23 protein-coding genes are annotated in these 23,071 nt (G+C 41.5%); 8 read left to right on the forward strand and 15 right to left on the reverse strand.

Annotated elements, in window-relative coordinates:
- Window positions 1–21: 21 nt before the first annotated feature.
- From SOO65_RS02925 to SOO65_RS02950, 6 genes are all read right to left on the reverse strand, one after another.
- Window positions 22–1,926: a TIGR03545 family protein gene (locus SOO65_RS02925; RefSeq protein ID WP_321396658.1), complete on the reverse strand. Its 1,905-nt coding sequence runs from the start codon at window positions 1,924–1,926 to the stop codon at window positions 22–24.
- A 10-nt stretch (window positions 1,927–1,936) separates the two neighbouring features.
- Window positions 1,937–2,464: a TIGR03546 family protein gene (locus SOO65_RS02930; protein ID WP_321396660.1), complete on the reverse strand. Its 528-nt coding sequence runs from the start codon at window positions 2,462–2,464 to the stop codon at window positions 1,937–1,939.
- 89 nt (window positions 2,465–2,553) lie between these two features.
- Entirely contained in the window at window positions 2,554–3,567 is a 1,014-nt protein-coding gene (galE, locus tag SOO65_RS02935; protein WP_321396663.1) for a UDP-glucose 4-epimerase GalE, read from the reverse strand.
- Window positions 3,568–4,722, reverse strand: coding sequence for a UDP-galactopyranose/dTDP-fucopyranose mutase family protein (locus SOO65_RS02940; RefSeq protein ID WP_321396666.1), 1,155 nt, complete (start codon window positions 4,720–4,722; stop codon window positions 3,568–3,570).
- Window positions 4,719–6,815: a sugar nucleotide-binding protein gene (locus SOO65_RS02945; protein WP_321396669.1), complete on the reverse strand. Its 2,097-nt coding sequence runs from the start codon at window positions 6,813–6,815 to the stop codon at window positions 4,719–4,721. Before SOO65_RS02945 ends, SOO65_RS02940 begins: the two co-directional genes overlap by 4 nt.
- A gap of 1 nt (window position 6,816) precedes the next feature.
- Window positions 6,817–7,995 (reverse strand): glycosyltransferase, encoded by a 1,179-nt coding sequence (locus SOO65_RS02950; protein ID WP_321396672.1) that lies wholly within the window; start codon window positions 7,993–7,995, stop codon window positions 6,817–6,819.
- A gap of 318 nt (window positions 7,996–8,313) precedes the next feature.
- On the opposite strand from SOO65_RS02950, the gene SOO65_RS02955 reads away from it, so the two are divergent.
- Window positions 8,314–8,805, forward strand: a complete 492-nt coding sequence (locus SOO65_RS02955; protein ID WP_321396675.1) for a hypothetical protein — start codon at window positions 8,314–8,316, stop codon at window positions 8,803–8,805.
- On the opposite strand, the gene SOO65_RS02960 is transcribed toward SOO65_RS02955, so the two are convergent.
- Entirely contained in the window at window positions 8,806–9,432 is a 627-nt protein-coding gene (locus SOO65_RS02960; protein ID WP_321396679.1) for a flavin reductase family protein, read from the reverse strand. It lies immediately after the preceding gene.
- Window positions 9,433–9,456: 24 nt separating this feature from the next.
- Here SOO65_RS02960 and SOO65_RS02965 point away from each other — a divergent pair, with 24 nt between their 5' ends.
- Window positions 9,457–10,356: an MBL fold metallo-hydrolase gene (locus tag SOO65_RS02965; RefSeq protein ID WP_321396682.1), complete on the forward strand. Its 900-nt coding sequence runs from the start codon at window positions 9,457–9,459 to the stop codon at window positions 10,354–10,356.
- Here SOO65_RS02965 and SOO65_RS02970 read toward each other — a convergent pair.
- The 4 genes from SOO65_RS02970 to hisC form a co-directional block, all read right to left on the reverse strand.
- On the reverse strand, window positions 10,339–11,127 hold the full coding sequence (locus SOO65_RS02970; RefSeq protein WP_321396685.1) for a DUF6588 family protein: 789 nt from the start codon (window positions 11,125–11,127) through the stop codon (window positions 10,339–10,341). The two genes, SOO65_RS02965 and SOO65_RS02970, sit on opposite strands and share 18 nt — an antisense overlap.
- Before the next feature lie 69 nt (window positions 11,128–11,196).
- The gene (locus SOO65_RS02975; protein WP_321396688.1) at window positions 11,197–12,294 is read right to left on the reverse strand and encodes a homogentisate 1,2-dioxygenase; all 1,098 of its coding nucleotides are present in this window, start codon (window positions 12,292–12,294) and stop codon (window positions 11,197–11,199) included.
- An 8-nt stretch (window positions 12,295–12,302) separates the two neighbouring features.
- A complete protein-coding gene (locus tag SOO65_RS02980) occupies window positions 12,303–13,319 on the reverse strand; it encodes a fumarylacetoacetate hydrolase family protein (RefSeq protein ID WP_321396691.1) in 1,017 nt (338 codons plus the stop codon).
- Window positions 13,320–14,444, reverse strand: a complete 1,125-nt coding sequence (hisC, locus tag SOO65_RS02985) for a histidinol-phosphate transaminase (RefSeq protein ID WP_321396694.1) — start codon at window positions 14,442–14,444, stop codon at window positions 13,320–13,322.
- Between the two features lie 131 nt (window positions 14,445–14,575).
- On the opposite strand from hisC, the gene SOO65_RS02990 reads away from it, so the two are divergent.
- From SOO65_RS02990 to SOO65_RS03005, 4 genes are all read left to right on the forward strand, one after another.
- Window positions 14,576–16,426: a PAS domain-containing sensor histidine kinase gene (locus SOO65_RS02990; protein ID WP_321396698.1), complete on the forward strand. Its 1,851-nt coding sequence runs from the start codon at window positions 14,576–14,578 to the stop codon at window positions 16,424–16,426.
- Window positions 16,427–16,652: 226 nt separating this feature from the next.
- Complete coding sequence (locus SOO65_RS02995; RefSeq protein ID WP_321396701.1) at window positions 16,653–17,207, forward strand: glutathione peroxidase; 555 nt, start codon at window positions 16,653–16,655, stop codon at window positions 17,205–17,207.
- Window positions 17,194–17,631: a hypothetical protein gene (locus tag SOO65_RS03000; RefSeq protein WP_321396704.1), complete on the forward strand. Its 438-nt coding sequence runs from the start codon at window positions 17,194–17,196 to the stop codon at window positions 17,629–17,631. Before SOO65_RS02995 ends, SOO65_RS03000 begins: the two co-directional genes overlap by 14 nt.
- A gap of 87 nt (window positions 17,632–17,718) precedes the next feature.
- The gene (locus tag SOO65_RS03005; protein WP_321396707.1) at window positions 17,719–17,970 is read left to right on the forward strand and encodes a hypothetical protein; all 252 of its coding nucleotides are present in this window, start codon (window positions 17,719–17,721) and stop codon (window positions 17,968–17,970) included.
- A 36-nt stretch (window positions 17,971–18,006) separates the two neighbouring features.
- On the opposite strand, the gene SOO65_RS03010 is transcribed toward SOO65_RS03005, so the two are convergent.
- The 3 genes from SOO65_RS03010 to SOO65_RS03020 form a co-directional block, all read right to left on the reverse strand.
- Window positions 18,007–18,468, reverse strand: coding sequence for a DoxX family protein (locus SOO65_RS03010; RefSeq protein ID WP_321396710.1), 462 nt, complete (start codon window positions 18,466–18,468; stop codon window positions 18,007–18,009).
- Window positions 18,469–18,558: 90 nt separating this feature from the next.
- On the reverse strand, window positions 18,559–18,849 hold the full coding sequence (locus SOO65_RS03015) for a hypothetical protein (protein ID WP_321396713.1): 291 nt from the start codon (window positions 18,847–18,849) through the stop codon (window positions 18,559–18,561).
- 122 nt (window positions 18,850–18,971) lie between these two features.
- Entirely contained in the window at window positions 18,972–19,541 is a 570-nt protein-coding gene (locus SOO65_RS03020; RefSeq protein ID WP_321396716.1) for a hypothetical protein, read from the reverse strand.
- A gap of 101 nt (window positions 19,542–19,642) precedes the next feature.
- Here SOO65_RS03020 and SOO65_RS03025 point away from each other — a divergent pair, with 101 nt between their 5' ends.
- A complete protein-coding gene (locus SOO65_RS03025; protein ID WP_321396718.1) occupies window positions 19,643–20,956 on the forward strand; it encodes a glutamate-cysteine ligase family protein in 1,314 nt (437 codons plus the stop codon).
- Here the strand turns inward: SOO65_RS03025 and SOO65_RS03030 are convergent.
- The gene (locus SOO65_RS03030) at window positions 20,942–22,162 is read right to left on the reverse strand and encodes an MFS transporter (RefSeq protein ID WP_321396722.1); all 1,221 of its coding nucleotides are present in this window, start codon (window positions 22,160–22,162) and stop codon (window positions 20,942–20,944) included. The two genes, SOO65_RS03025 and SOO65_RS03030, sit on opposite strands and share 15 nt — an antisense overlap.
- A 100-nt stretch (window positions 22,163–22,262) precedes the next feature.
- Here SOO65_RS03030 and SOO65_RS03035 point away from each other — a divergent pair, with 100 nt between their 5' ends.
- Window positions 22,263–23,069 carry a class I SAM-dependent methyltransferase gene (locus SOO65_RS03035; RefSeq protein WP_321396723.1) on the forward strand — a complete coding sequence of 269 codons (807 nt, stop codon included), beginning with the start codon at window positions 22,263–22,265 and terminating at the stop codon, window positions 23,067–23,069.
- Window positions 23,070–23,071 lie beyond the last annotated feature (2 nt).

Here is a 23,071-nt window from a genome sequence, read left to right on the forward strand (position 1 = left end):
GGCCCCTTTCGGGGCCCAATCTTACAATTTAATGCCTTTAAATATCTTTTTGCCTTTTTCCTTAAGATCGTCGATGGCCTTATTACTTCCACCGGACTTGAGCTTGGCAATTTCTGCCTTGATGCGGTCCTCGTTCTTCTTATAAAGCTCTTCGAGGTTCGTGAGTTGAGACAAATTGGCGTTGTTGCCGCCGATAAGTTTCATAAGCTCGGCCTTCGGTTGGTTGATTTTTTCATCTACCAAAGCGCTGATTTTATTTTGGGCCTCAGTTACTTTGTTGCCCACTTCGCGAGTAAAGCCCTGGGCCAGCTCATCTCCCAAATTGGAATTGATGTGCATGCTGAGATTGCTGAAACTTCCAGTGGCAGATCCGTTAATATTGATTACCGGAATGTTGTTAACGACATTGTTAAGCATCTCACGGGCAATTTTATTCGAGGTATCGACTAAAAATTGAGGCCTCGTAAGTGCTGAAGTCCAGTTCATGCTGATCTTCTGTTCCACAAGGTTTGCCGAGATGGTGCTTGATCCAACTGCGTTTTTAAAACCAAATTTAAGATCTTTGTTCTCAACAAAAAGCTTTTCAGGAACAGCAAAAGAGTTGACCTGAATAAGTGCCGATTGTTTGCCTACGTCGCGTGTGAAGTCGGCGGTGAGTACCGCTTTTACTCCATTCACTTGCACTCCTGGGAAATCACCACGAACATCAAGCACGATGGGCTTTTTGATTTGCTTCGGCGCCGTTGTTACGTTGGTAAGCTCACCAGATACCTGACCAGAATATGAATCAGCTGTACCTTTAGAACTAATGGCCGCACGCTTTAGCCAAAAGAGTGGGTAACCAGTGGTGATCGGAAACTCATAGTTTTTACCTTCTGAGCGTTTGCGTGGAACCACAACATCTTCTTCTTTTTTCTTCTCTGGAAGATATTGTTTGGCGAGTGCTTGATACTTGCGTGCTTTTGCGATGTATTCGGCGAATTGACCGGCAAATAAATGCATGGCCATGTCTTTAAAATCAAGTTTTGGGATAGAGAAGCGGTTCTTTAAAGAAGCGATATCTTCATTAACCAGCGCCTGAAGTTCCTTCGGATAAGCTGCAACGGCATTAACTTCGCTTTGAAGCTGCTTGGTTGATTTATCGATTTCCTTATACTGCTTGTTCACTTCTTTCAGAAGATCATTAAGTTTAGAGACACCTTGAGCTTGCTTCACGAAATCTTTTTCTTTCGTGATGGCATTAACTTCGTTCTCGATTTGCTTAAGTTTTGAAGTGTCTGAAAGTTCTTTAACTTTACCGTCCCAGAACTTCTTCTTTTCATTCACATCGGCCACCATGGCGTTCACTCGTGCTTCTGATTTAAGAGTCCCACGGATTTGTTGAATCTGTGCCTCATAGTCACCGCCACCAGCGATTGCGAGAATATCACCAAGCATGTTTGAGCTGTATTTATTCTTAACCTGTGCCATGACTTCGTTTTGAAGTTCGTTGAGCTTACTTGGTTTGGCCGGTTCCGGAGGAAGGACCTTACCTGGAGATTTTCTTGGTTTATAGAGCTGAATGTTGTTGATACTTGCGTCCTCAACTACAAATTTCATTCTCAAAAGAGCGTCCCAAAGATAACCAAAGTGCATGTTACCGATTTCAAGAATATTTTGAGAAGGTTTCTCTTTATCTGTTACTTGCAGACGATCAAGATCAAATGATCCCTTAATGAAACTCGTTCTAACTGAATCCACATTCACTTCTGCTCCATTGGCCTGTGTACCCACATACTCAATGAGCTTTTTCATGTGATGATCGAAGTAATATGTAAAATAGATAAAGGTAATGGCAGTAAGTACCAAGACCGGAATGATGGCCTCAAAACGAATTGGGCCCTTCTTTTTATTTTTCTTTTCTTCTGTTTTTGTTTTGTCAGTCATAGGGCCCCGCTTATTTCCAGCTATATTGTTCGTACTTGTAGTACCACTGATAAAACTTAGTTGCCTGAAGGGCCTTCCAGAACTTGGTGCCTTTAAAGCGAGCAACTACGATTTCACGATACTTAACAATAAAGTACTGGCTCAGAATGAACACAATTGGTGATAGAGCAAAAGTAACAACCGCTGAGCCCATCACAATTGAGTTGTTAAAACGAGTGAAAGGAATGATCGGCATGTTGTATAGGGTAGTGAAGAAACCTTGAAGAGATTCCATTTCAAGAACTTTTTGTCCGACAAAATCAAACGCGGGATCTAATAAGAAGGCGATGAATTTGAAAAAGAAAGCTGCCACCAGGGCGGCCCCAATTTGAATGCGAAAGAAAAAGAGAATCAGAAAAATGAGTAAACTGTGAAGTGAAAGAACTGGAGTCATTCCTAAAATAAAACCGCAGGTCATCCCTAGGGCCAATGAAATGTTACCAGTGTCCGAATTGAGTAACTTAATGAAAGCAAATAGCTGTTTGAGAATCAGTCCCATGTCCTCTCCTTAAAAATCCTTTGCCATAATTTTAAAGAGCCGAAGGAGATTTGACCACAATAATGAAATGACTGGCAGAGCGTCAGATTTTAGTGTTGAATTTGACTCGAATCTTTAAAGATCTCCGCATGCCCTTCAGGATGAGAAGAATGCCAATGCCATGAGTGCGCAACAATCGTATCAATCGATGGATACAGTGGCAGCCATTTGAGTACTTTTCTTATCTTTTGAGAGTTGGCAATGAGTATAGCAGGATCACCGACGCGTCTTTTGAGCTCAATCGTTCCAATCTTCTTTCCGGTTGCCTTCTCACAAGCTGTAATGACTTCTTTTACTGAGAAGCCTCTATCGCTGCCTATGTTGAAGACTTCTTTAATACCAGGTCTTAAATGATCTACAGCAAGAACATGCGCTCGAGACACATCCAAAACATGAACGAAATCTCTGATGCAAGTGCCATCGGGAGTCTGGTAATCGGTACCAAAAACTTCAACCACACCTTCTTCCTGAGCAGCATGAAGAATTCGCGGAATGAGATGACTCTCTGGATGGTGGTCTTCCCCTAAGACTGAGTCTGTACTTGCGCCTGCCACATTGAAGTAGCGAAGAATAATGTAGTTTAGATTGTAAGCATGACTGAAGTCTTCAATCGCCGTCTCCGCCATTAATTTACTTCTACCATAAGGTGTAATGGGTTCTGGGTGCTCATTTTCAACGATCGGAATGAGATCAGGATTTCCATAGATAGCAGCTGATGAGGAGTAAACGAGATTTTTTACTCCGGCCTTAATCATCGCCGAAAGAAGATTGAGAGTAAGGGAGAAGTTAGTGAAATAGTATTTATAAGGCTCATGAACACTTTCGCGAACATCAGTAAGGCCCGCAAAATGCATAACAACTTCTATTTTATGGGCCTGAAGGGTTCGAATGATGAGATCTTGATTGGAGAGGTTACCAACAATGAAACTTGCTCTGGGATCGACTGCTTCCTGATGACCTTTGGAGAGATTATCCAAGACCGTCACAGTGTGACCTGAATTTATAAGGTCACGAACAGTGTGACTTCCAATATAGCCTGCGCCTCCAGTAACAAGTATTCTCATCTAGGCTTCCATCGGATCGGCACTAAATTTGGGCCATTCGTGGATTTCCTTTTGTTGGCAAACTTTTGCAAGGTCGAGCGATTCTCCTATCACAGCATGCATATCGAGATAGCGATACGTACCTAATCTTCCAATAAAGGTAATTTTATCTTCTGATTCACACATGTCCATATAACGCTCAAGCAGTTCAATGTCCTGATTTAGGCGAGTAGGGAAATAGGGAACATCGTTTGCTTCACAAGGTCTGGCATATTCTTTAAAGCAAACCGATTTCTCATGCTCTTCCCAAGGCATGAAGTGTTTGTATTCGGAGATTCGGAGATAAGGTACATCTTCTTCGCAAAAGTTAATGATGCTATTTCCCTGAAAATCTCCATCCTCGATAAACCTTTCAAAATGAAGAGTCCGATATCCCAATCGGCCCAATTTGAAATTAAAAAACCCATCCATGGGACCACACCAAAAGGTATGATCAAAATCCCTTTTTCTTTCTGGATCAAGTCTTTGCCCAATTCGAACTTCAATATCATGATGATCTAATATTCTTTTGATGATTTCAGTATATCCACTTACCGGAATGCCCTGGTATTGATGATCGTAATAACCATCATCGTAATTAAAACGAACCGTCAGACGTTGAAGAAGGCCGGCCGGTAGTTCTCTTGGAGAAACACCCCACTTTTTGCGGGTATATCCTTCTATGAATGTTGAATAGATCTCTTTCCCAAAAAACTTCAGTGCATATTCTTCCAGGTTTTTTGGGTCCTTAATTGAAGAGTCGCCTACCGAACCAATAAAATCCCGGGCCTCTTTAGGACGGAATTTTTTTTGGAAGAGCTGATTAATCGTCATGAGATTTATTGGTAAATTAAAGATGCCTTTTTCAGTTTCGGCCTTAATTCGATTAACAAATGGTTCGAATCTGCCCCACTGATTAACATATTCCCAAACGTCCTCACGATTCGTGTGGAAAATATGAGGTCCATATTGATGGACCATAATGCCAGTTTCTTCATCTCTCTTCGTATGACAATTTCCACCCACGTGGTTTCTTTCATCAAAGATCGTAATTCTGTATTTTCCAGTTTCGGCTAGCTCCCTAGCAAGGACCGCTCCCGCGAATCCAGCTCCTGCAATGCCGATGTGGTATCTCATTGGTACTGCTCCTGTTCCAAATCATCTGGTAAATGTAAATCAAAAAGCTTTTTCACAGCTTGATGAGACGAGGTGGGGTGAATTTGTTTATCACTCTTAATGACTGAAATTATTCTTCTAGGATGATCGGCCGAAATTTCAGTCTGAGTTAGTAATTTTTCTTTCATCGTTTCAGAAGCACAGTCGGAGAATTTTTGATGACTGATTCCTCCGTCGTTCAAGAGGTGGACGACACCTTTCTCTTCATCGATCAGAAGATCCAGACAATGGTTGGCAATTTCTTTAAGCTGTGACTCGGAAATATTGCATTCTTCTAATACACAATATTCGGAATCTGGATCCAGCACCGCACTGGTTCTAATAATTAAGGCATCTGGATGTGCATTGATGACATGGTCTTCATTTTCCACTTCACTTCGATCAAACACATTCTCCGGAGCAGAGACATTACTTTCGGCATATGAGGCCTTGGCATGTTTTTCAAAGACCTGATCAGAAGAAAAAGTTAGAAGTGGAATATTTCTGTCTCCACAGATTTCTGCCAATTTCAAAGCACCTGTGACTTTTTCAGTATGCTTTTCATTATCAATATGGATAAATCCCGCCGCATTGATGACTGCCCATGGACGGAAGACATCGATTGTTCCCTCAATCGAATCTTTGTCGGTAATATCTAGTTCCTGCCTTCTTACCATCCGGTTGTGGATGTTCCTGCTGCCACAGGCGCTTGCGATCGCTTGAGCGAGGACGCCGTTGGCACCTAATATAAGAATGGGTTGCACGTCACTTCGATGATAAAAACGAATGAAGTCACCATTGCGGTCGCTCCATTGAATTCTTCTGGACGTTTCCCAGTGGCCCTCGGATTTTAAAACAGGCGAATGAGAGTATCCGTTGGTTGCTAGTTCTTTGATTAAAAGGGCAAGACCTGTTGGAACTGGTTTTTGTGAGGGGGCGTGGAGCTCGAAAGCGCCTGGATTATAGAAACTCTCTCCATCATGCCAGGCAAACGTTCCCAAGAGCGCCGAAGAGGTCACTGCATCAATTTGAATATTTTGTTTTCTTAGGGTATCTGCCAATTGCCAGGTCGTATTTAGCCATCTCATTTGGGCCTCACGTTCACCCAGAATATGAGTTTCAGTGATTGCCAGAGGAATCTGATACCGCTCCCATGCTTCCAACAGGATGCTTCCTGGATTCACATTTTCTACTTTCCCTGAATCAACAGCGGCAACGTTCGTATAGACAAGTTTGTCATGCTCGATTTTTGTCCATTCTGGATAAAGTGAAACTTCTTCATCTAAAAAACGATCACTCATCAGAGTGTGTCGTACACCGATGATATCAGGAGAACATGAATTTTCTTCGAACCATTTAATTTCTTCTTCTCGAATCCCGTTTTGAAGAAGATTTTGAAAAAGTGGGTGAGCGGAAGTTACTTTCCCACAAAGAAGATCAAGGGCGAACCACTTACGGTTGTTCTCAAGTTCTGCCACTTGTTTCAATTTCTCGGTGCTAAAGAAATTCCCCAAAGTTTCGGTTTGGATAAATTTAGCGCGAGGATTAATTCTACGAATTTCCTTCATCGCCATTATGGTTGCTTTGCATTGATGAATAATCGCTTTAAAAAAATAGGTCTCATTTTTTAGATGAGGGTACCAAAGTCCCTCAAGGCAACTGAATCTTGCTGTTTGTGTAATTTCATGAATAGGTGCGTACTCATCGACCTCCGGATATCTTGTTGCAAAAAGACGAGCATAGGTCGAAAACTTTTCCGGAAAATCAGGGTCAATCAAACTTGTATAAACGGGTCCACTTCCGTGATGAAGGAGTCTGGCCACCACCTTCAATTCAAGGCGTTTTAATTCATTCAATCGTTCATCTAAGTAGGACCAATCGCAATGATCTAAATCTCGAGGAGCAACTGTCTCCCAAAGACATGGATAAAATATTTTTTTAATCCCAAGTTTTTTAAATAATTGAAGATCATTAAGACGCTTATGATGCCCGCTCTTTTCAATCTGATTGATATAGCGATCCCCCATGCGATTGAGGGTAGACTCAATTCCGCCCCACATCTCTAACGGTTTCATCTTATACCACTCTGCTAGTTGAAATGTTCAAAGGATGGATGATTCTTGGTCGTTCCTCTCTGAATTTTCTGTCTTTTACGAAATCAAGTTCCAACTGGGCCATCTTTTCATGCAGACTGTCCCAAGATTGATCTTTTAAGAAATGATCAATTCGGTCCAGCCATTCAGGGTTGTTCTTTTCCTGCATGGCCATTTCAATTTCTTCCAGAAATGTTTCCGCCTTGTCTGCAATACGCACTAGCTGTTTCTTTCCAAATGGACTTACAACATCTGGAACACTGGTTGATACGACTGATTTTCCTGCTGCCAGGTATTCTAGGGTCTTCATTGGTGAGACGAATCTGGTCGTTTCATTTTGAAGATAAGGCATCATGGTTGCGTCCCAACCCGCCAGGTATAGTGGGAGGGCGTAGTAGTCTTTCTTTCCTAGATAATGAACATTTGGTCTTCTAGGTAATGTTCTTGTGTCTAAGTTAACAACTGGACCGGCCAGAACAAATTGGAATTCAGGTTTTAAATCCGCCATCTGCATGACGAGATCAAAATTAAAGCGATGATCAATGACTCCGTAGAAACCAATTCTTGGGTGCGGGATATTGATTTGATCATCCGGTTCCACTAACTTCGTTCTGCCCTGGGAGAAATGAGCGTAATCAAGACCACTCGGCATATAATGGATATTATGATGGATGTGTTTCTTGGCCTCATAAATGGACTGTCCCGCAGAGAAAACAATATCTGCCTTTTCTAGCAATTCTTGTTCCTCGGCAAGGCCCTGTTCTTTTTGATAAGAAAGATGATCCAAGTAATCGAAAATGACAGACTTCGGTTCTAAGTGACGTGAGAAGGTAAGGGCCTTAGGTGAATAATACCAAAGTGTATAATCAATCAGTTCTTCCTCATAAATAAGTTCATCCACCAAATCAGTAAGCGCTGCTACCATCTTTGTGGGATCAATACTAGTTGGTAGATAAGGAATGACCACTAGGACATTCTCTGCTGTCTCTCTTAAGTGCAGACGCGGAATTTCCGTCATCCCAAAAACAGGTTCCTCAAAATAAAAGACCCGACGATTTTTGGCCTGACGTGATAACAAATGCTGCGGGCGTTGAAATAAAAAGTCCCAACGTAGATGCGAAAAAACCAATAGGTCTGACGTTTCACTGGCGGTGTTCATCATTTGCTCTCCAGAATGTTCAGATTATTTGAGACTGGTGGACTCCCTGGGCCATTTGTGATCCGGTCTGGTTATGCCAGCCGGATGCCAAAGCTGAGAGGGGATTTCGAGGGATAAGGGCACTTAAGTGGTGGCAATTTAGGACGAAAACGGGGCAATTCACCCGAGAGTTTTCGTCCGCCCTGAGAGTGAGAAATAATTACATGGGCCAGGCCTTTCGATGGCACTTCTCGTCACCACGGCAGGTTATTTTTTCAGGCTTTAAACTGTCTGAAGAAATATCCCCTATAATGCCGCAACCTCAAACGGTGGAGATTTATTTTGAAGTTTGCTCTGATCATTTTTTCGACACTTCTTTCAACTCTTGCTTTTGCGGATCTGGCAGAAATGCACCAACAAAAGTGTGAGACTGCAGAAGTAAAAGAACTTATGGGTGAGAACGGCTCATGTCGAATTGTGGCGGCCCCAAAGAAATTTACTGCCTCAGGAACTTGTACTGGAACTTTCATGGAGATGTTTCCATGTAAAGTGACTTACATTGCGGAGGATTCGATCTCTGCTCTTAGTATTACTTGTGGCGATCCTAGTAATCCAGTGATGAGTCAGGAAATGAGAGCAAATAGTCTTGGGTACAATATTGCAGCTCTTATCAAGGACTCAGAAGGAAAGACCATCATTCAAAATGATGAGACTGAGTACAAAAGCATTCAAAGTAATGCGCTAAAAGTTGTTCTAGATAATAATACGATAAATATTGCTCTGACTTTTCAGGCCGGTGATATCAATCTGACGAATGTGTCGTGCACGAAGTAATTACTTTTGAATTTGGGCCTTAGTCAGGCGTTCCATCTCAAAGCGGCTGTCAGTTTTAAACCAGTCATTTCCAGCACCACGACCTACGGCCTTAAGGAGATCGGTCACGATCTTTCCATCTTTCATGATGTTTTCATCGACGTGAACTAACTTAACCTCGCCGGTAATTAAAGAGCCTGAACCTGGGACCTTTCCGTAACAAAGCATATCTCTGAATTCACATTCAAATTGAATAGGCGATTCAAGTAAGCGCTTGGCCTTGACCACTTCTGAGTCAATAGGAGTAAGTCCGGAGAACTTAAATTCATCTTCGCCGTAAGGAAGTTCAGTTGAAGCGAGATTTACTTTTGTATAATTACTTTCTGTACAAAAATTTACAACGAACTCTTTTTCTCTCAGAATATTCTTAACTGTATCTTTGAACTCACCGTTCGAAGTTCTGATCATCGGACAAAAAGCGATAATCATCGGAGAGGCAGATACGGCCGTGAAAAACGAAAACGGAGCTAGATTATTAGAACCGTCGATGTTACGAGTAGAAATAACTGCAATTGGTCGAGGAATAATTGAGCCAATTAAAAATTTATAATTATCTGCAAAGGCGCCGGTTGTTTGGTATGTTTTCATACCCGATAGCTTATAAGATTCAATATGATGTTTAAAACTCTATTTTTTATTTTTGCTCTTGTACTCACTGCTAAATCAGCGATTTCAGCGGTTAATGCTCGATGGTTAACGGTGACTGCTGTTTCGATTGATGATGGAAAGACCCGGCTTTTATTCGATCCGGCCTGGACCAGACCAAGCTTTAAGCACTGGACGGGTATCTCCAAATTGACCTCTGATGAGGCCCTGGTTAAAGCAGTTCTTGAGAAGAACCAGCTTACAAAGATCGATGCTGTGTTTGCCAGTCATTCTCACTTCGATCACGTCATTGATGCTCCATTGGCCGCCAAACTTGGTAATGGTATTTTCTATGTGGACGAAAGCTCTGAGAGGATTGCCAAGGCCTATAAAGATCCTGCGATTAAAACTCAGCGCTATAAGGCCGAAGAGAAAATCAAAGTGGGGGATTTTACCATCACACCACTGACTCGTGGGCACGCTAAAATCCTTCATATGTTTGCTTTCTTACCTGGTCCAGTACCGGAAGATTGTTCTCTCAGTTTCTTTGACTATCACGAAGGGGAAACTTGGTTTTATCTGGTTGAGCATCCGGAAGGAGTGATCCTGGTTGATCAAGGGTCCAAGGCACATCCTGAGATCTTAAAGAAGCACACAACTAAAGTGGACGTACTGTTCCAAGGTGTTGCGAACAGAAAGAATGATGAAGACATTGTTGAAGGACATGCTAAGACTTATCAACCGAAGATTTTCATTCCTCTGCATTTTGATAATTTCTTCAAAGACTTTAATGATGGGAAATGGTCTGAGCTACCGGGTGCAAAGCTAGATGAGATATTGGCGAAAGTTAAAAAGGCCTACCCAACAATGCAAGTGGATAGGCCCGAGTATGGAAAATCGATGACTGTCTTAGAAATCAAAAGATAGTTTACCAGACACTCTTTTCGCGTCCTGGATTTGAGAACCTTCAACACCAAGCTTGATGAAGAACAATTGGATGTTAGCACCAACTGCAAGGAAGCTGCCTGACATGTTTACTGATTCTTTTGTTGCAGAAGTATAACCAAGAATCTGTCCAGTTGCATTCAGGTCACCTTCAATTTTAGAAGTACCTACTTTGGCGTAAGGAGTGAAAAAAGCGAAAGTTTTTGAAATCCCGATCCAATAAACAGTCGTCTTTGTTTCAAGCTCAATGTCTGATTCCGGAATTGAATTTGGAACATCAGCGTCCTGGTGGAATTTCACATTACCTTTAGAAAAATCAGCACCAATGGCGATATCAAGTGGAAGTGATACAAAGCGACCAAAGTTCCAACCTAGACCAAATGAACTGCTCTTTGCCTTTACATCACTGAACTCTTGCTCAGGTAGATAACTTGCTTCAACAAACAGATCAAACGGGAAATGGGCGCGTGCCATAATCGCAGCATGGTAGAGGTTTTTAAAATCACTTCCATCACCACCAGAAGCATCAATAACATCAGCAAATTTCTTTGATTGTGTTTGTCCGCCTACAGCACCAATTTCAATTCCCCAAAGACCATCAGTTTCCGGAGCAGCAACTGCGGTGTGAGCAAAGTTACCACCGAACTCCATTGAAACATCTTCAACATCTTTCTTAGTTAGATCGCTAAACACAGGATCAGCGGCGTATGCTGACATTGATAAGAGGAGAGACAGGGCCAAAAGCTTCTTCATAAACTTCCTTGTGATAAATGAATGCTTTAATTTTCACCCATTTACCACCGGAAGCTAGATAGGAAATTCTTACTTGAGCATCCAACTCTTCCAATATTCCTTGTTCTCGAGTTTCTCGAACTCAGGAGTCATGTTTAGTGGATTACGGGCATCAATCATCACAGCGTATTCATCAGTGAATTCGTTCTCATTGGCCTTAAGGAAGGCCTTCGGGTGTGGCCCATGGTGAATGCCTTGTGGGTGATAAGTAATCGCGCCGGCATCGATATTATCCCGAGAGAAAAAGTTGCCTTGGTGGTAGAACAGGATTTCATCGTAATCAATATTTGAGTGGAAGAACGGAACTTTAAGTACACCCTCGCTGGTGTATTCAAGAGGTCTTGCCACAAATGAACAGATGACAAAATTCTGCGCAACGAATGTCGTATGACCTGATGGCGGAATATGGTAGCGGTGTGAATTGATTGGACAGTAATCGTAGATAGAAAGTTTCCAAGCATAGAGGGAACCTTTCCAACCTGTAACATCCAACGGATTGAACGGATATGTCACACGCGAGATCTTTCCGCGATGTTTGATATCAATATGGTACTCTTTTAGGTTTTGCTCAGAACCCACAGCTGCTTCTGGAACAAACTTGGCAGTTTGATCGTAAAGAGCATTTGGACCCAGAATTCCACGAGTCGGTTCTTCAAACTCTGAATGAGATTCAACTTTTAAAATTTTGCACGGTTTTGAAATGTAAGTCTTATAAGTCGTTCCACGCGGGATGATAATGTAATCACCTTTTACGAATGGAATGTGACCATAGATTGTTTCGATTTTACCTTCACCTTCGTGAATGAAGAAAAGCTCATCGAAATCAGCATTACGGAAGAATGAATCAAAATTAGCAGTCATCGTTCCTAAGTAAACTTCAACATCAGTGTTATAAAACATCTTTACGAAGTTATTCTGAAGCGACTTCTCTTCAAATACCGGTGGAAGATTGTGAGGGCGAAGTTCGCCAACAATATTGGTCCAATCAGTTGGTTTGTTTTGGTGGTAGAGATGAGAAACGCGACCGAAGAAACCTTTTCTTCCATGCTCTTCCTCAAACATCCCTTCAGGGATTTTTACGTGAGCTTGTTTTGTATAAACGCCACTCGCTTTGAAATTTTCTGCCATAACTTATCCTATGGTTTTGGGTTTGGTGTACCCACGATGTTTTTAAGTGTTCCGATTTTTTCGATCGATAGCTCAAGCTTATCGCCTGGCTTGATCCATTTATCTAATTCAAGGCCGCATCCGGTTCCTACAGTTCCTGAACCAATGAAATCTGTGGCACGAATCCATTCTTCCATGCCCATGTGTTCGATCATCTCGCCCCATGAGTAGTGTGAGTCGCCTGATTGACCACGGGACCATTCCTCACCATTCACTGATGCGGTCATCAGAAGATTTGGTTCCTCATAGTTGAATTCATCGTAGGTCACAATGACTGGACCCATGATGCTACACCAGTCTTTGCCCTTCGCAGGTCCAAGACGAATCGACATTTCTTTTCTTTGAATATCGCGAGCAGAAACATCGTTTAGAATAGTGAATCCGAAAATATGTTTTTTAATGTCTTTAGCTTTAACGTTTTTGCCATCACGGCCAATCACAACACCCAATTCAAGTTCATAATCCAGTTGTTGCGAATAAAACGGCCAAGGGATGATATCGTCCTGGCCGATGAAACCAGTGTTACCACCTTTGTAGTAGGCGGGAATTTCATACCAAGCAGGAGGTACTTCCTCTTTGCGTTTCTCAAAGCCCTTCTTCACGTGCTTCTCGTGAGCGTAGAAATCACGATACATCGCGATTTCATCCAGAGGAGCATCAAATTTTACATCTTTCACATCGTGAAGATGAAAAGCAATATCAGCACCGTTTAGAGTTTTAAGAGTCCCGGCCTGCATGAACTTTTTATAGCGCTCGATTGTATCTTGTAGCATTGGGATAGCAGCATCTTGATGAACGCGAAGAAATTGCGCCAGTGATTTAGGTGCAAACATTGCCGCGCGATTTTCAGGCGAATAGAATCCCTGATGCTCAAAATCCGCCTGCCATAAAAGGTTCACATCTATGACCGTTTTCTCATCAAGAAAAAGACCCAGGCGCTTTTGTACGCCCATGAAGGAAGAACGTTTGTAAGTTACGACTTTCATCTATGCACCACCGAATTTCTGCTTGTAGCGTGGAAGAACATCATCCATCGCTTCGTATAAGTGACTCATCTCTTCTTTCGTCCCGATCGAAATACGAACATGATCCGGCATTAGATTTGCGCGAAGAGGACGAATAATCACACCGTGATTAAGAAGTTCGTTGTAAAGGAACAAGCTTGCTTCCTCAGATCCGGTCTTAATGGTGATGAAGTTCGTCACACTTGGGATTGGATTAAAGCCATGATCAGTTAAATACTTAAAGAGTTCATCGTAACGAGCTTTATTGTTCTCAAGTGTACGAAGAAGGTGAGGATAATCTTTAAGCGCACCATAAGCTCCCTTCTGAGCAATCAGACTTGGCTCGAATGGGAGCTTAACTTTATGAAGGTTACCGATTAAGTACTCGTGACCGAATCCATAACCGCAACGAATGCCTGAAATACCATAGGCCTTCGAAAAGGTTCTAAGAGTAATCACATTGTCGTAACGGTAGTTCATGGAATCCGGATAGTCCCATTGGCCCTGAGCAAATTCGAAATAGGCCTCATCCAAAATCACAATTGTATGACTTGGAACATGTTTCATAAGGTAATCGAACTCTTCTTTCGTGATATAAGTTCCAGTTGGATTATCAGGATTTGCAATGTACACAATCTTGGTGTTTTCAGTAATTTTCTCTGCCATCGCTTTAACGTCATACTTGTAATCGGGACGACGAGGAACCTGAATGAGTTTGGCGCCCACTGATTTTGCAAGAATCAGAAATCCGATGAAGGTATTTTCTGATGTAACAACTTCTTCATTTGGTTGAAGAAAAGCACGAACAATATAACCCATGATTCCTTCAGAACCATTACCGAGGATAATATTTTGCGGCTTCAAACGGTAAAGCTCACAAAGAGCATTTTTAAGCTGGTGAGCAAACATATCTGGGTAACGATGAACGTCCCAAAGTGCATTGGTCATCTCACGAATGGCGAATGGTGATGGGCCAAGTGGATTCTCGTTACTCGCTAATTTCGAAATTTTTGTCAGACCTTTTTCTCGAGCAAGCTCTTCAATTGGCTTACCGGCCTGATATACCTCAAGTTTTTCAATGTACTCTGGAACAAGTTTCTTTTGCATAGTGCCTTCTGTAAAAAAATGACTCTAAAAAAGTACCAAAAACCATGGGGGAAGGCATTGAATAAAATCATGATTTGCTATGCGCCAAAATGAACTTTGGCATTCTGACAAAAGCAATGTAGGCTGAATGAATGCATACTTTCACACCTGACCATCTGATTGGGCTAATTTCTGCCGGTTATCACGGCCTAATTGCCTACATCGATAAAGAGTTTAAGTATCATTTTGTGAATGAGTACTACCAAGATTGGTTTGGTCAAAATCCTTCTGAATTAATTGGTAAATCTGCAATGGAAGTCATTGGCAAAGAGGCCTTTGCAGAACGTCTTCCTTATCTCGAGCGAGTTCTTCGCGGTGAAAAATTAAAATTCTTTTCTTATCTTCCTCATAAAACTTTGGGCCGTCGTGAAGTTGAACAAATCTATCATCCTGACATCAAGGAAGACGGATCAATCCGCGGATTCATTGTTATGGTTCGTGATATTACAGATCAACGAAGGGCCGAACGAGTTGCACAGGAGAGTGAAGCAAGATTCAGGGGTTTGACTGAAGTCATGCCTCAGATTGTTTGGATCACAGACGATGAAGGTAAAGCGATTTTTTTTAACAATAACTTTTCACGAGTTACTAATACTCGCATGGAAGATAATCTTGGAAATGGTTGGGTCAATTCGGTTCACCCTGAAGACAGAGTAAATCTCATTCTTCAGTGGGGCGAATCCATAAAGCATGGTTCACCATTTGAGGCCGATTATCGCATTAGAATGGCAGATGGAAGTTATCGTTGGCATGTTGCCCGCGGTATTCCGATCAAAAATGAGAAAGGGAAAGTTGAAAGATGGGCGGGCACGACCACAGATATTGAAGATCAAAAAAATGCCCGGGTTCTCGCGGATAAAGAAAGAGAACGAATTTACTCTCTCTTCATGCAAGCGCCAGTATTAATTGCTGTCATGAATGGGCCCGATCATATTTTTGAAATGATCAATCCTGCAGGAATAAAAAATCTTGGTGGAAAACAAGTCATTGGTCTTCCTTTAAAAGACGCTCTTCCTGAGTTCATCCCTCAAGGGTTTGTAAAACTCATGGATGAAATTTATTTCAGCGGTAAGGGAATGTTTTTTCCCGCTCGCGAACTCCACATTCAAAATGCCGACGGTACTAAAATTGAAACTTATCAGGATCTTTTTTACGAACCAATTAAAGACGAGAATGGTCTTACGACTGGTATCCTCTCAATGGCAGTTGATGTTACTGAGCAAGTGAAGGCCTTGAAGAACATGGAAGAGGCCCTCAAGTCGAGAGATCAATTCTTGTCTATTGCTTCTCACGAATTAAAAACACCTTTGACCTCACTTAAACTTCAATCTCAACTTACTTTGAGAATGCTCGAAAAAAACAATGAGATTCCAACGGAAAGACAGAAGCTTCAGGCCCTACAGCAAAGTGATTTAGTGACCAAACTTACTCGTCTCATTGATGACATGTTGGATGTATCGCGAATCAGAACCGGTAAACTCAATCTTGAAAAAGGTCAGCATGAGATTGGTGATATCGTAAGGGAAGTGGTTTTTCGGATGGGGCTTCTCTTCGAAGCTGCAGGGATTCCATTGCCCGCAGTAAAAGCTGACAGCAAAATGTCGGGTCTTTGGGATCGTTTTAGATTGGAGCAAGTCATTGGAAATCTTCTGACCAATGCTATTCGTTACGGTAAAGGCAGGCCGATTGAAATTCTTATCGAGAAGAAAGGCACTATGGCGTCAGTCTCGGTGACCGATCAAGGTTATGGAATTGATAAAGTCGATTTGGAAAGAATTTTTGGCCGTTTCGAAAGAGCGTCACATTCTGCTGAGGTAAGCGGTTTAGGTCTGGGACTTTTTATTTCCAAAGAAATTATCGAATCTCATCACGGGAAAATTTTCGTTACCAGTCGCTTAGGACATGGTTCTACTTTCACCTTCGAAATTCCTATTAATAGTTAATATCAGGAATCTTGCTTAAACATTCAGGATAAATGGTTTCAACACTAACATCGGTAGCGCTATACTGGTTTTAGTTCATAGATCAGCAGAGTAAAATCTGAAGATAGATGAACGGAAAGATGGCCACCGTAAAAAGTGGCCATTTTTATTTCGAAAAGTGTTCTGAGAATCTAATAAATCCGCTAACATTATTGAGCAATTTCAGTCATCAAAACCGGGAGTTTTTATGTCTCAAAACGTCTACTCGTTTAATGTTAAAAAAATTGATGGAAGCCAAGCATCGCTAAATGATTACAAGGGCCAGGTCATGTTGGTTGTGAATGTTGCCTCAAAATGTGGTTTAACTCCACAGTATGATGGTCTTGAAAAGCTTCACGAAAACTACCATTCGAAAGGTCTTGCTGTACTTGGTTTTCCTGCAAACGAATTTCTTGCTCAGGAGCCGGGAACAAATGCAGAGATTCAAGAATTCTGCCGCATGAATTACGGGATCAAGTTCCCAATGTTTGAGAAGATTGTGGTTAAAGGCGATGGCCAACATCCGCTTTATGCTTTCTTAACTGAGACAAAACCTAATGCCACAATGAAACCTGATGGAACTCTGATTGAACGTTTGAAATCAAAAGGTCTTCTTTCTGGTAAAGACAATGACATCAAATGGAACTTTGAAAAATTCCTCATTAACAGAAAAGGTGAAGTGGTAGATCGATTCTCCCCTGAGTTAGATCCACAAGACCCGATCATCGTTAAGGCAGTGGAGAGAGAACTTGCTGCACTTTAATCTTTTTTTATTATTATTTACTTCAGCGGTCTTTGCCGCTGAAGTAGAACCACTTCAAGACAACGTGCTCTTTGCTTTTGAACGTTGCCAATCCTTATCTGTCGATCTGAAGAGGCCAGGGATCATCGCCACCGATCTTCCAGGTTTTGATATGCACTGTAAGGCCACTATCGGACTTGAGTTTAAGTGTGACTATATAGATATAAAAACTAATAAACGATCGTTGTTAGAGGTTTTTAATGGCGGGAAAATTGGGGCCAACGTTGTACTAAGTAGCAAAGGTAGCAGCAGCTTAAAATTCATTCTAGGCAATCAAAACGCTTACTACGAAACTCCTCTGACAGAAAATGAACAAATTCAGGGAAGAAAGATATGCTCAGGTATTTTTCTTCTTGAAAAGGATGCTCTTAAAAGGAAGAAGTGACCTTTACTCGGTCTTCACCGCGCATTGAATTCATAACTGCGGCCGAATTAACATGGAGTTGATTAGACTCAAACAAAGGGGTTCTTAATGAAATTTCTTTTAATCGGTGCAATGTCTCTATTCGTGATGAGTGCGATGGCAGAAGATCTGAACGCCATGAAGAAAACTGCGAATGAACAAATCGACAGTAAAATTTCTCTTCTCCAAAAATCGAAAACTTGTGTAAATGAAGCAACAACAGTTGAAAAGGTTAAGACCTGTAAGTCCGATTTGAAGGACGATATGGGGATGAAGCAAAAAATGGAAGAGACTAAAGACAAAATGGATGACGCTCTTTAAGATTGATCTAAAAGGCCACATTCAAGTGGCCTTTTTTTAAGTAATTCTTCTGGCCCGACGATTATCCAAACTTATTGGACCTGCACCGTAAAAATAAATCAGAACTGCACCACCTAACATACAAATGTTTTTCATAAAATGAACCATTTGCATTTGTGCCATTTCAGGATCTGTGAAAGACCAGAAGTTATGCATAAGCAATGTAACTGGAATTAAGAAGATAATTAATAAGAGTGCCCCAAATCGGGCATGAAATCCCAATAAGACACTTAGTCCTCCGAGGAATGCAAGCACTCCAGATATTGGAACTAGTATATCTGCCATTGGAATTCCTTGGCCGGCAGCGTATCCGATACTTCCGCTACTGAAGTGGTTAATTCCAGAGATGATGAAGATAAGTGAAAAAAGAAATCGACCAATAGGAACTGCGATTAAAGACATTCTTGTCCCAGTAAAATCTAACGGTGTTCTCGTTCGATGTTGAGTCATGGTAGCCATATAAGCCTCCTTGCATATTCATTAATATTTGTCCTCCTAACACCTAGGACATGGCAAGGTATCAGAAATATGACAAACGCTATTGATTAGTTACTTTTGAATGGCGAGATAAATTTGAGGACAAGTTGTTGAATAGGGATCATGCTCTAACATTTCGATGGCATCTTCTATTAGCTGAAAGATCGTTTCGGTACTCAGGTCTGCTTTATTGATTAAGTAATTAGATTGATTATCAAATTTAAGCAACTCGGTGAACAGACGAAGCTTTTCGATTTTCTCATAATTTTGACTTTTTGTATTACTACAGTACAAAGTCATGGCCCGTTTAGGATCTTGAAGATTAGAGAAGCGAGCAAAGTGTAATCCGCTTTTTGACAGCAAGTTGAGCTCATTTTCTAGATTCAGAGTTGGTTGAGTTTTATCAGTAGAAGGTAAGTTACTATGGTCGCTTTTTTTGCCACAGGAACTAAAGAGGATAAAGAGAATGAGAAAGTATATGATTCTCATTCATCCATCTCAATCGCCAGATAGATCTGTGGACAAAAGCGTGAATGAGATTTTGCTTCCAATTCTTTAATCGATTTTTTAATAAGGTCAATCAGAACACTGGTCTTGACAGGAACATCATCCATACAAGTTGTGAATTCGTCTTTCAGTGAAATCATGAATGATTTCAGTTCTTTGATTTTTTCTTTGTTAAGATATTTTGTGTTTGAACAATATATGGCCGCCGGGTAATTCAATTCGGAGAGAATAGATTTACCTTCAATATGAATTCCTTTATCAGTAAGAAGTGAAAAATCGTATAATGGAATTTCTTCCTCTGGAAATCTTTCTGGATCTGCGATGGTAATGGGCGTGACAACTTCAGTCTCTGGTAGCGGCTCAGGATCAGCAATAATGATGACTGGTGTTTCTGGTTCTACATTTGGAATGTTTTCTTCTCCTGATGTTGATCTCTCAACATGCCTTTCTTCAGTTGTTGATACTGTTTGGTTTGGTTTTTTAGAACCATGATTTCCAGTACAAGCAGTAACAACAATGAAAATTAAAGCGAACCTTAGTTGTTTCATGGCGATGGAATAACTGAATGGAAATCGATAAACAACTAAAGGCATTCTTAAAATGCTGCTATGAATTTTGTAAATTTCTGAAATCGTGTTAAGGTTTCTTAATGAAGTTTGGTCTAGAAATTGAAAAGTTCCTATTTGACCTTAAGCATAATCGTCCTTCCGATGGTGTTTTTCGTTTTATTGATGCTCTCTCAGATTTTGAATTGCACGAGTCTTCGGCTCCCATCAATCAAGTCACAAATGAGTTTGTTCTCAACTTAGTGGAAATCGTTACGGAGCCATCAACGGCTCCTTTGGATGTGCTTAAGGGTTACATTGAAAATTATTTGCGCTTGAAGTCTGTTGCACTTCGTGAGGCCGCGACACTTGTGCCATTGGGCTCAATGCCAATGGAATATCAACCACACATGACTCCGAAATGGAGTTACTTTGTGCAAAACTGTATTCTCGATCAGAAAATCCAATCTTCCTGGATGTTGAATAAAGATACTCCTTTAACTCCGGCCGGAAATTGCGCTGGAATGCATGTGCATTTTGAAGTGGAGACGGCAGGGGAATATCTTTTCTCTAATAGAGAGTTGCAGGACAAATTCAATATGGGGCTCATGCTGACACCCATGATTGCTTTTGGAAGCTCACCGTATTTCTTTGGTCGTCACGAGGCTTCCAGTATGCGAGGAATTCGCTACTTCGAAGGTGTCTATAAGAACTATCCAATGAACGGGGCCTTGCCGCCTGTGATGAATTCTTCGCAAGAAGTACTATTGTTCTTCCAAAAAAGCTCGGCCAATTGGATTGAGCTAGGTAAAGGCATTGGACTTCCCGAAGAAGATCTTTCTCGGCTGGTGCTTAAAAAAGGTGCAAACTGGAATCCTATTAGATGGAACCGGACCTGGAATACCATTGAACTTCGTTGCTTGGAATCTGATCGATTAGATTTTGATTGTTCTAAATTTATCTGGGCAACTGCTGTTATGAAACGAATGGACCTTAAGGGCGAGGGTTTAAAGTGTGTTCCGATTCAAAGTAGCGCTCAGGTTGATAAGGCAATGCTTGATGAATGTTTCAATATCAGTGGTAATGAAGTTGCAATCCTAAGTTCAGAAGGTATTCAAGACATCTTCAAGCGAGCAATGCATAAAGGTCTAAAAGATCCTATCGTTGAACAATATCTATATCGAGTAGCTGATTTTGCTCGACCTTCAGTCGATCCATCATGCCTTCCGATTTTCATGATTCTGGAAGATGTGCTGATTTCCAAGGGAACTAGTTCTGAATTACTACTTGAAAGATCAGAACGATTGGAAAAGATCTCAAACGAACAGGCAGTTGATTTGGTTCACTTCAGTATTGAAAGTGAAAAAAAGATCTTAACCTCGTTCCTGGATCACTTTCCTGAACTAAGCCTTTTCTAATTCTTCTAAATCCAGGTTGCGCAGCTTTTTTGAAAAGATGGATATAATTCCAACTGAGGCCAGGCACATAACTCCGCCAAAGATAGCGGAAGGGACGGTGCCTAAAAGCTTTGCCGCGACACCTGATTCGAATTCTCCAATTTCGTTTGAGGAACCAATGAAGATGGAATTCACGGCCGCGATTCTTCCTCGCATATGATCAGGCGAGGATAGTTGAACTGCAGAAGTTCTTACCACCATGCTTACTCCATCAAATGCCCCTGCGCAAACAAGAGCAAGAAGTGAAAGAATGTAGTTTCGGCTGACGGCAAAAACTAAAATACATACACCGAATCCTGCAACCGCACTAAAAAGTTTTCTTCCAGCGTTCTTTTTAATTTCTCCTCTAATTAACCAAGCACTCATAAGAAATGAACCAATCGCCGGGGCCGCTCGTAAAATTCCCAGTCCTTCAGGTCCCACAAATAAGACTTCGGCCGCATAGATAGGCAGAAGTGCCGTCACGCCTCCAAAGAGAACCGACACCATATCCAGAGTCAAGGCCGGAAATAAAATAGGATGTTTGAAGACAAACTTCGCGCCAGAAAGAAGTTCTTCTTTAATGGATTTGTCTTTCTCCGGTTCATTGGCGGGAGGATTGAAATCAAATAAATAGAGTGAGGTAATGGTGATAATTAAAAAAGTGCAGATAATAACGGCAGTTCCGGAAACTCCTAAGAAGCCGTAAAAGACACCACCTAAAGCTGGGCCTGACATCCGAGCTGTCTGCATTGCTGATGACATCCAAGCTGAAGACTTAGGAAGTAAAACTCTAGGAATGATCTTCGGAACCAACGAGAACATAGAAGGCTGAGAAAATGCCCGAGCACAACCTGTCAGAAATGATGAGCAGAAAAGCAAAACCACTTGATGATCAATTGTTACGTGGAAGTAGGGAAGCTGGGACAAAAGCATCAAAAGACCAGAGGCCAAACTTACAAGTGTAAGTCTTCTATAAACGACTAATGGACGAGAGCGATCAACAATATAACCTGCAAAGAGGGCGAGACTTAGGGCGGGAACAGCTTCGACTAAACCAATTAGACCTAAATAGAGAGCATCCTTTGTTAACTCGTACATCCTCCAACCGAGCACAATGGCCTGCATTTGAACGGCGAGGGTGAAGAAGAAACGAGCGGTCATGAGTTTTTTAAAGTCGGTAGTCATGGCAAGAATTTACCACAATCCCCTGAGTGTAGACGATAGCTTTTAGACCCTTCATAATTAAATCTCCTTCATCTTAGTCATATTGAAAAAGGACGTTTCTATGAAATATCTATTACTAAGTTTGCTCCTCGTTGCCTGTTCTTCTAAAAGAGATCCCAATACACTTGAAATACCTGAGACTCTAAACGAAGCCGTTGATACCGGTTACCGCACTTTTGAAAATCGCGCTCGCGATCAATACCGCCACCCAGTTGAGACTCTGACATTTTTTGGCATAAAACCTGAAATGACAGTGGTCGAAGTTGCACCAGGCACAGGTTGGTATATGGAGATCCTGGCCCCTTATCTTTCAACGAAAGGTCGATACATAATGGCCTCACCAGTTGCAGATAAGCCGTACTTTAAGGCCAATGAAGAGAAAATCAATGCTTGGAAAGCAAAACATCCAAATGTTGCTCCTAAAATGGAATCAGCTATTTTCTCTCCTCCATCAAAAATCGTTTTTCCTGCAGACGGCACAGCAGATATGGTTCTTACTTTCAGAAATGTTCATAACTGGATGATGGCCAAAGGTGAAGACCAAGCATTCGCTGCTTTTTATAAAGTTTTAAAACCAGGCGGAATCTTGGGAGTGGTTGAACACCGTGCACTTCCGAATCAGGAAGATCCTCTTGCTAAAAGTGGTTATGTCAGAGAGCAGGATGTAATTGAAATGGCAACCAAGGCCGGATTCAGACTAGTGGCAACTTCTGAAATCAATGCCAATCCTAAGGACACAAAAGATCATCCAGAAGGTGTGTGGACTTTGCCTCCAACATTAAAACTTGGAGAAAAGGATCGTGAGAAATATCTCTCGATTGGCGAAAGTGACAGAATGACTTTGAAATTTATGAAGCCGAAAAAATAAGG

The organism is Peredibacter starrii (assembly GCF_034259205.1).
Taxonomy (GTDB): domain Bacteria; phylum Bdellovibrionota; class Bacteriovoracia; order Bacteriovoracales; family Bacteriovoracaceae; genus Peredibacter; species Peredibacter starrii.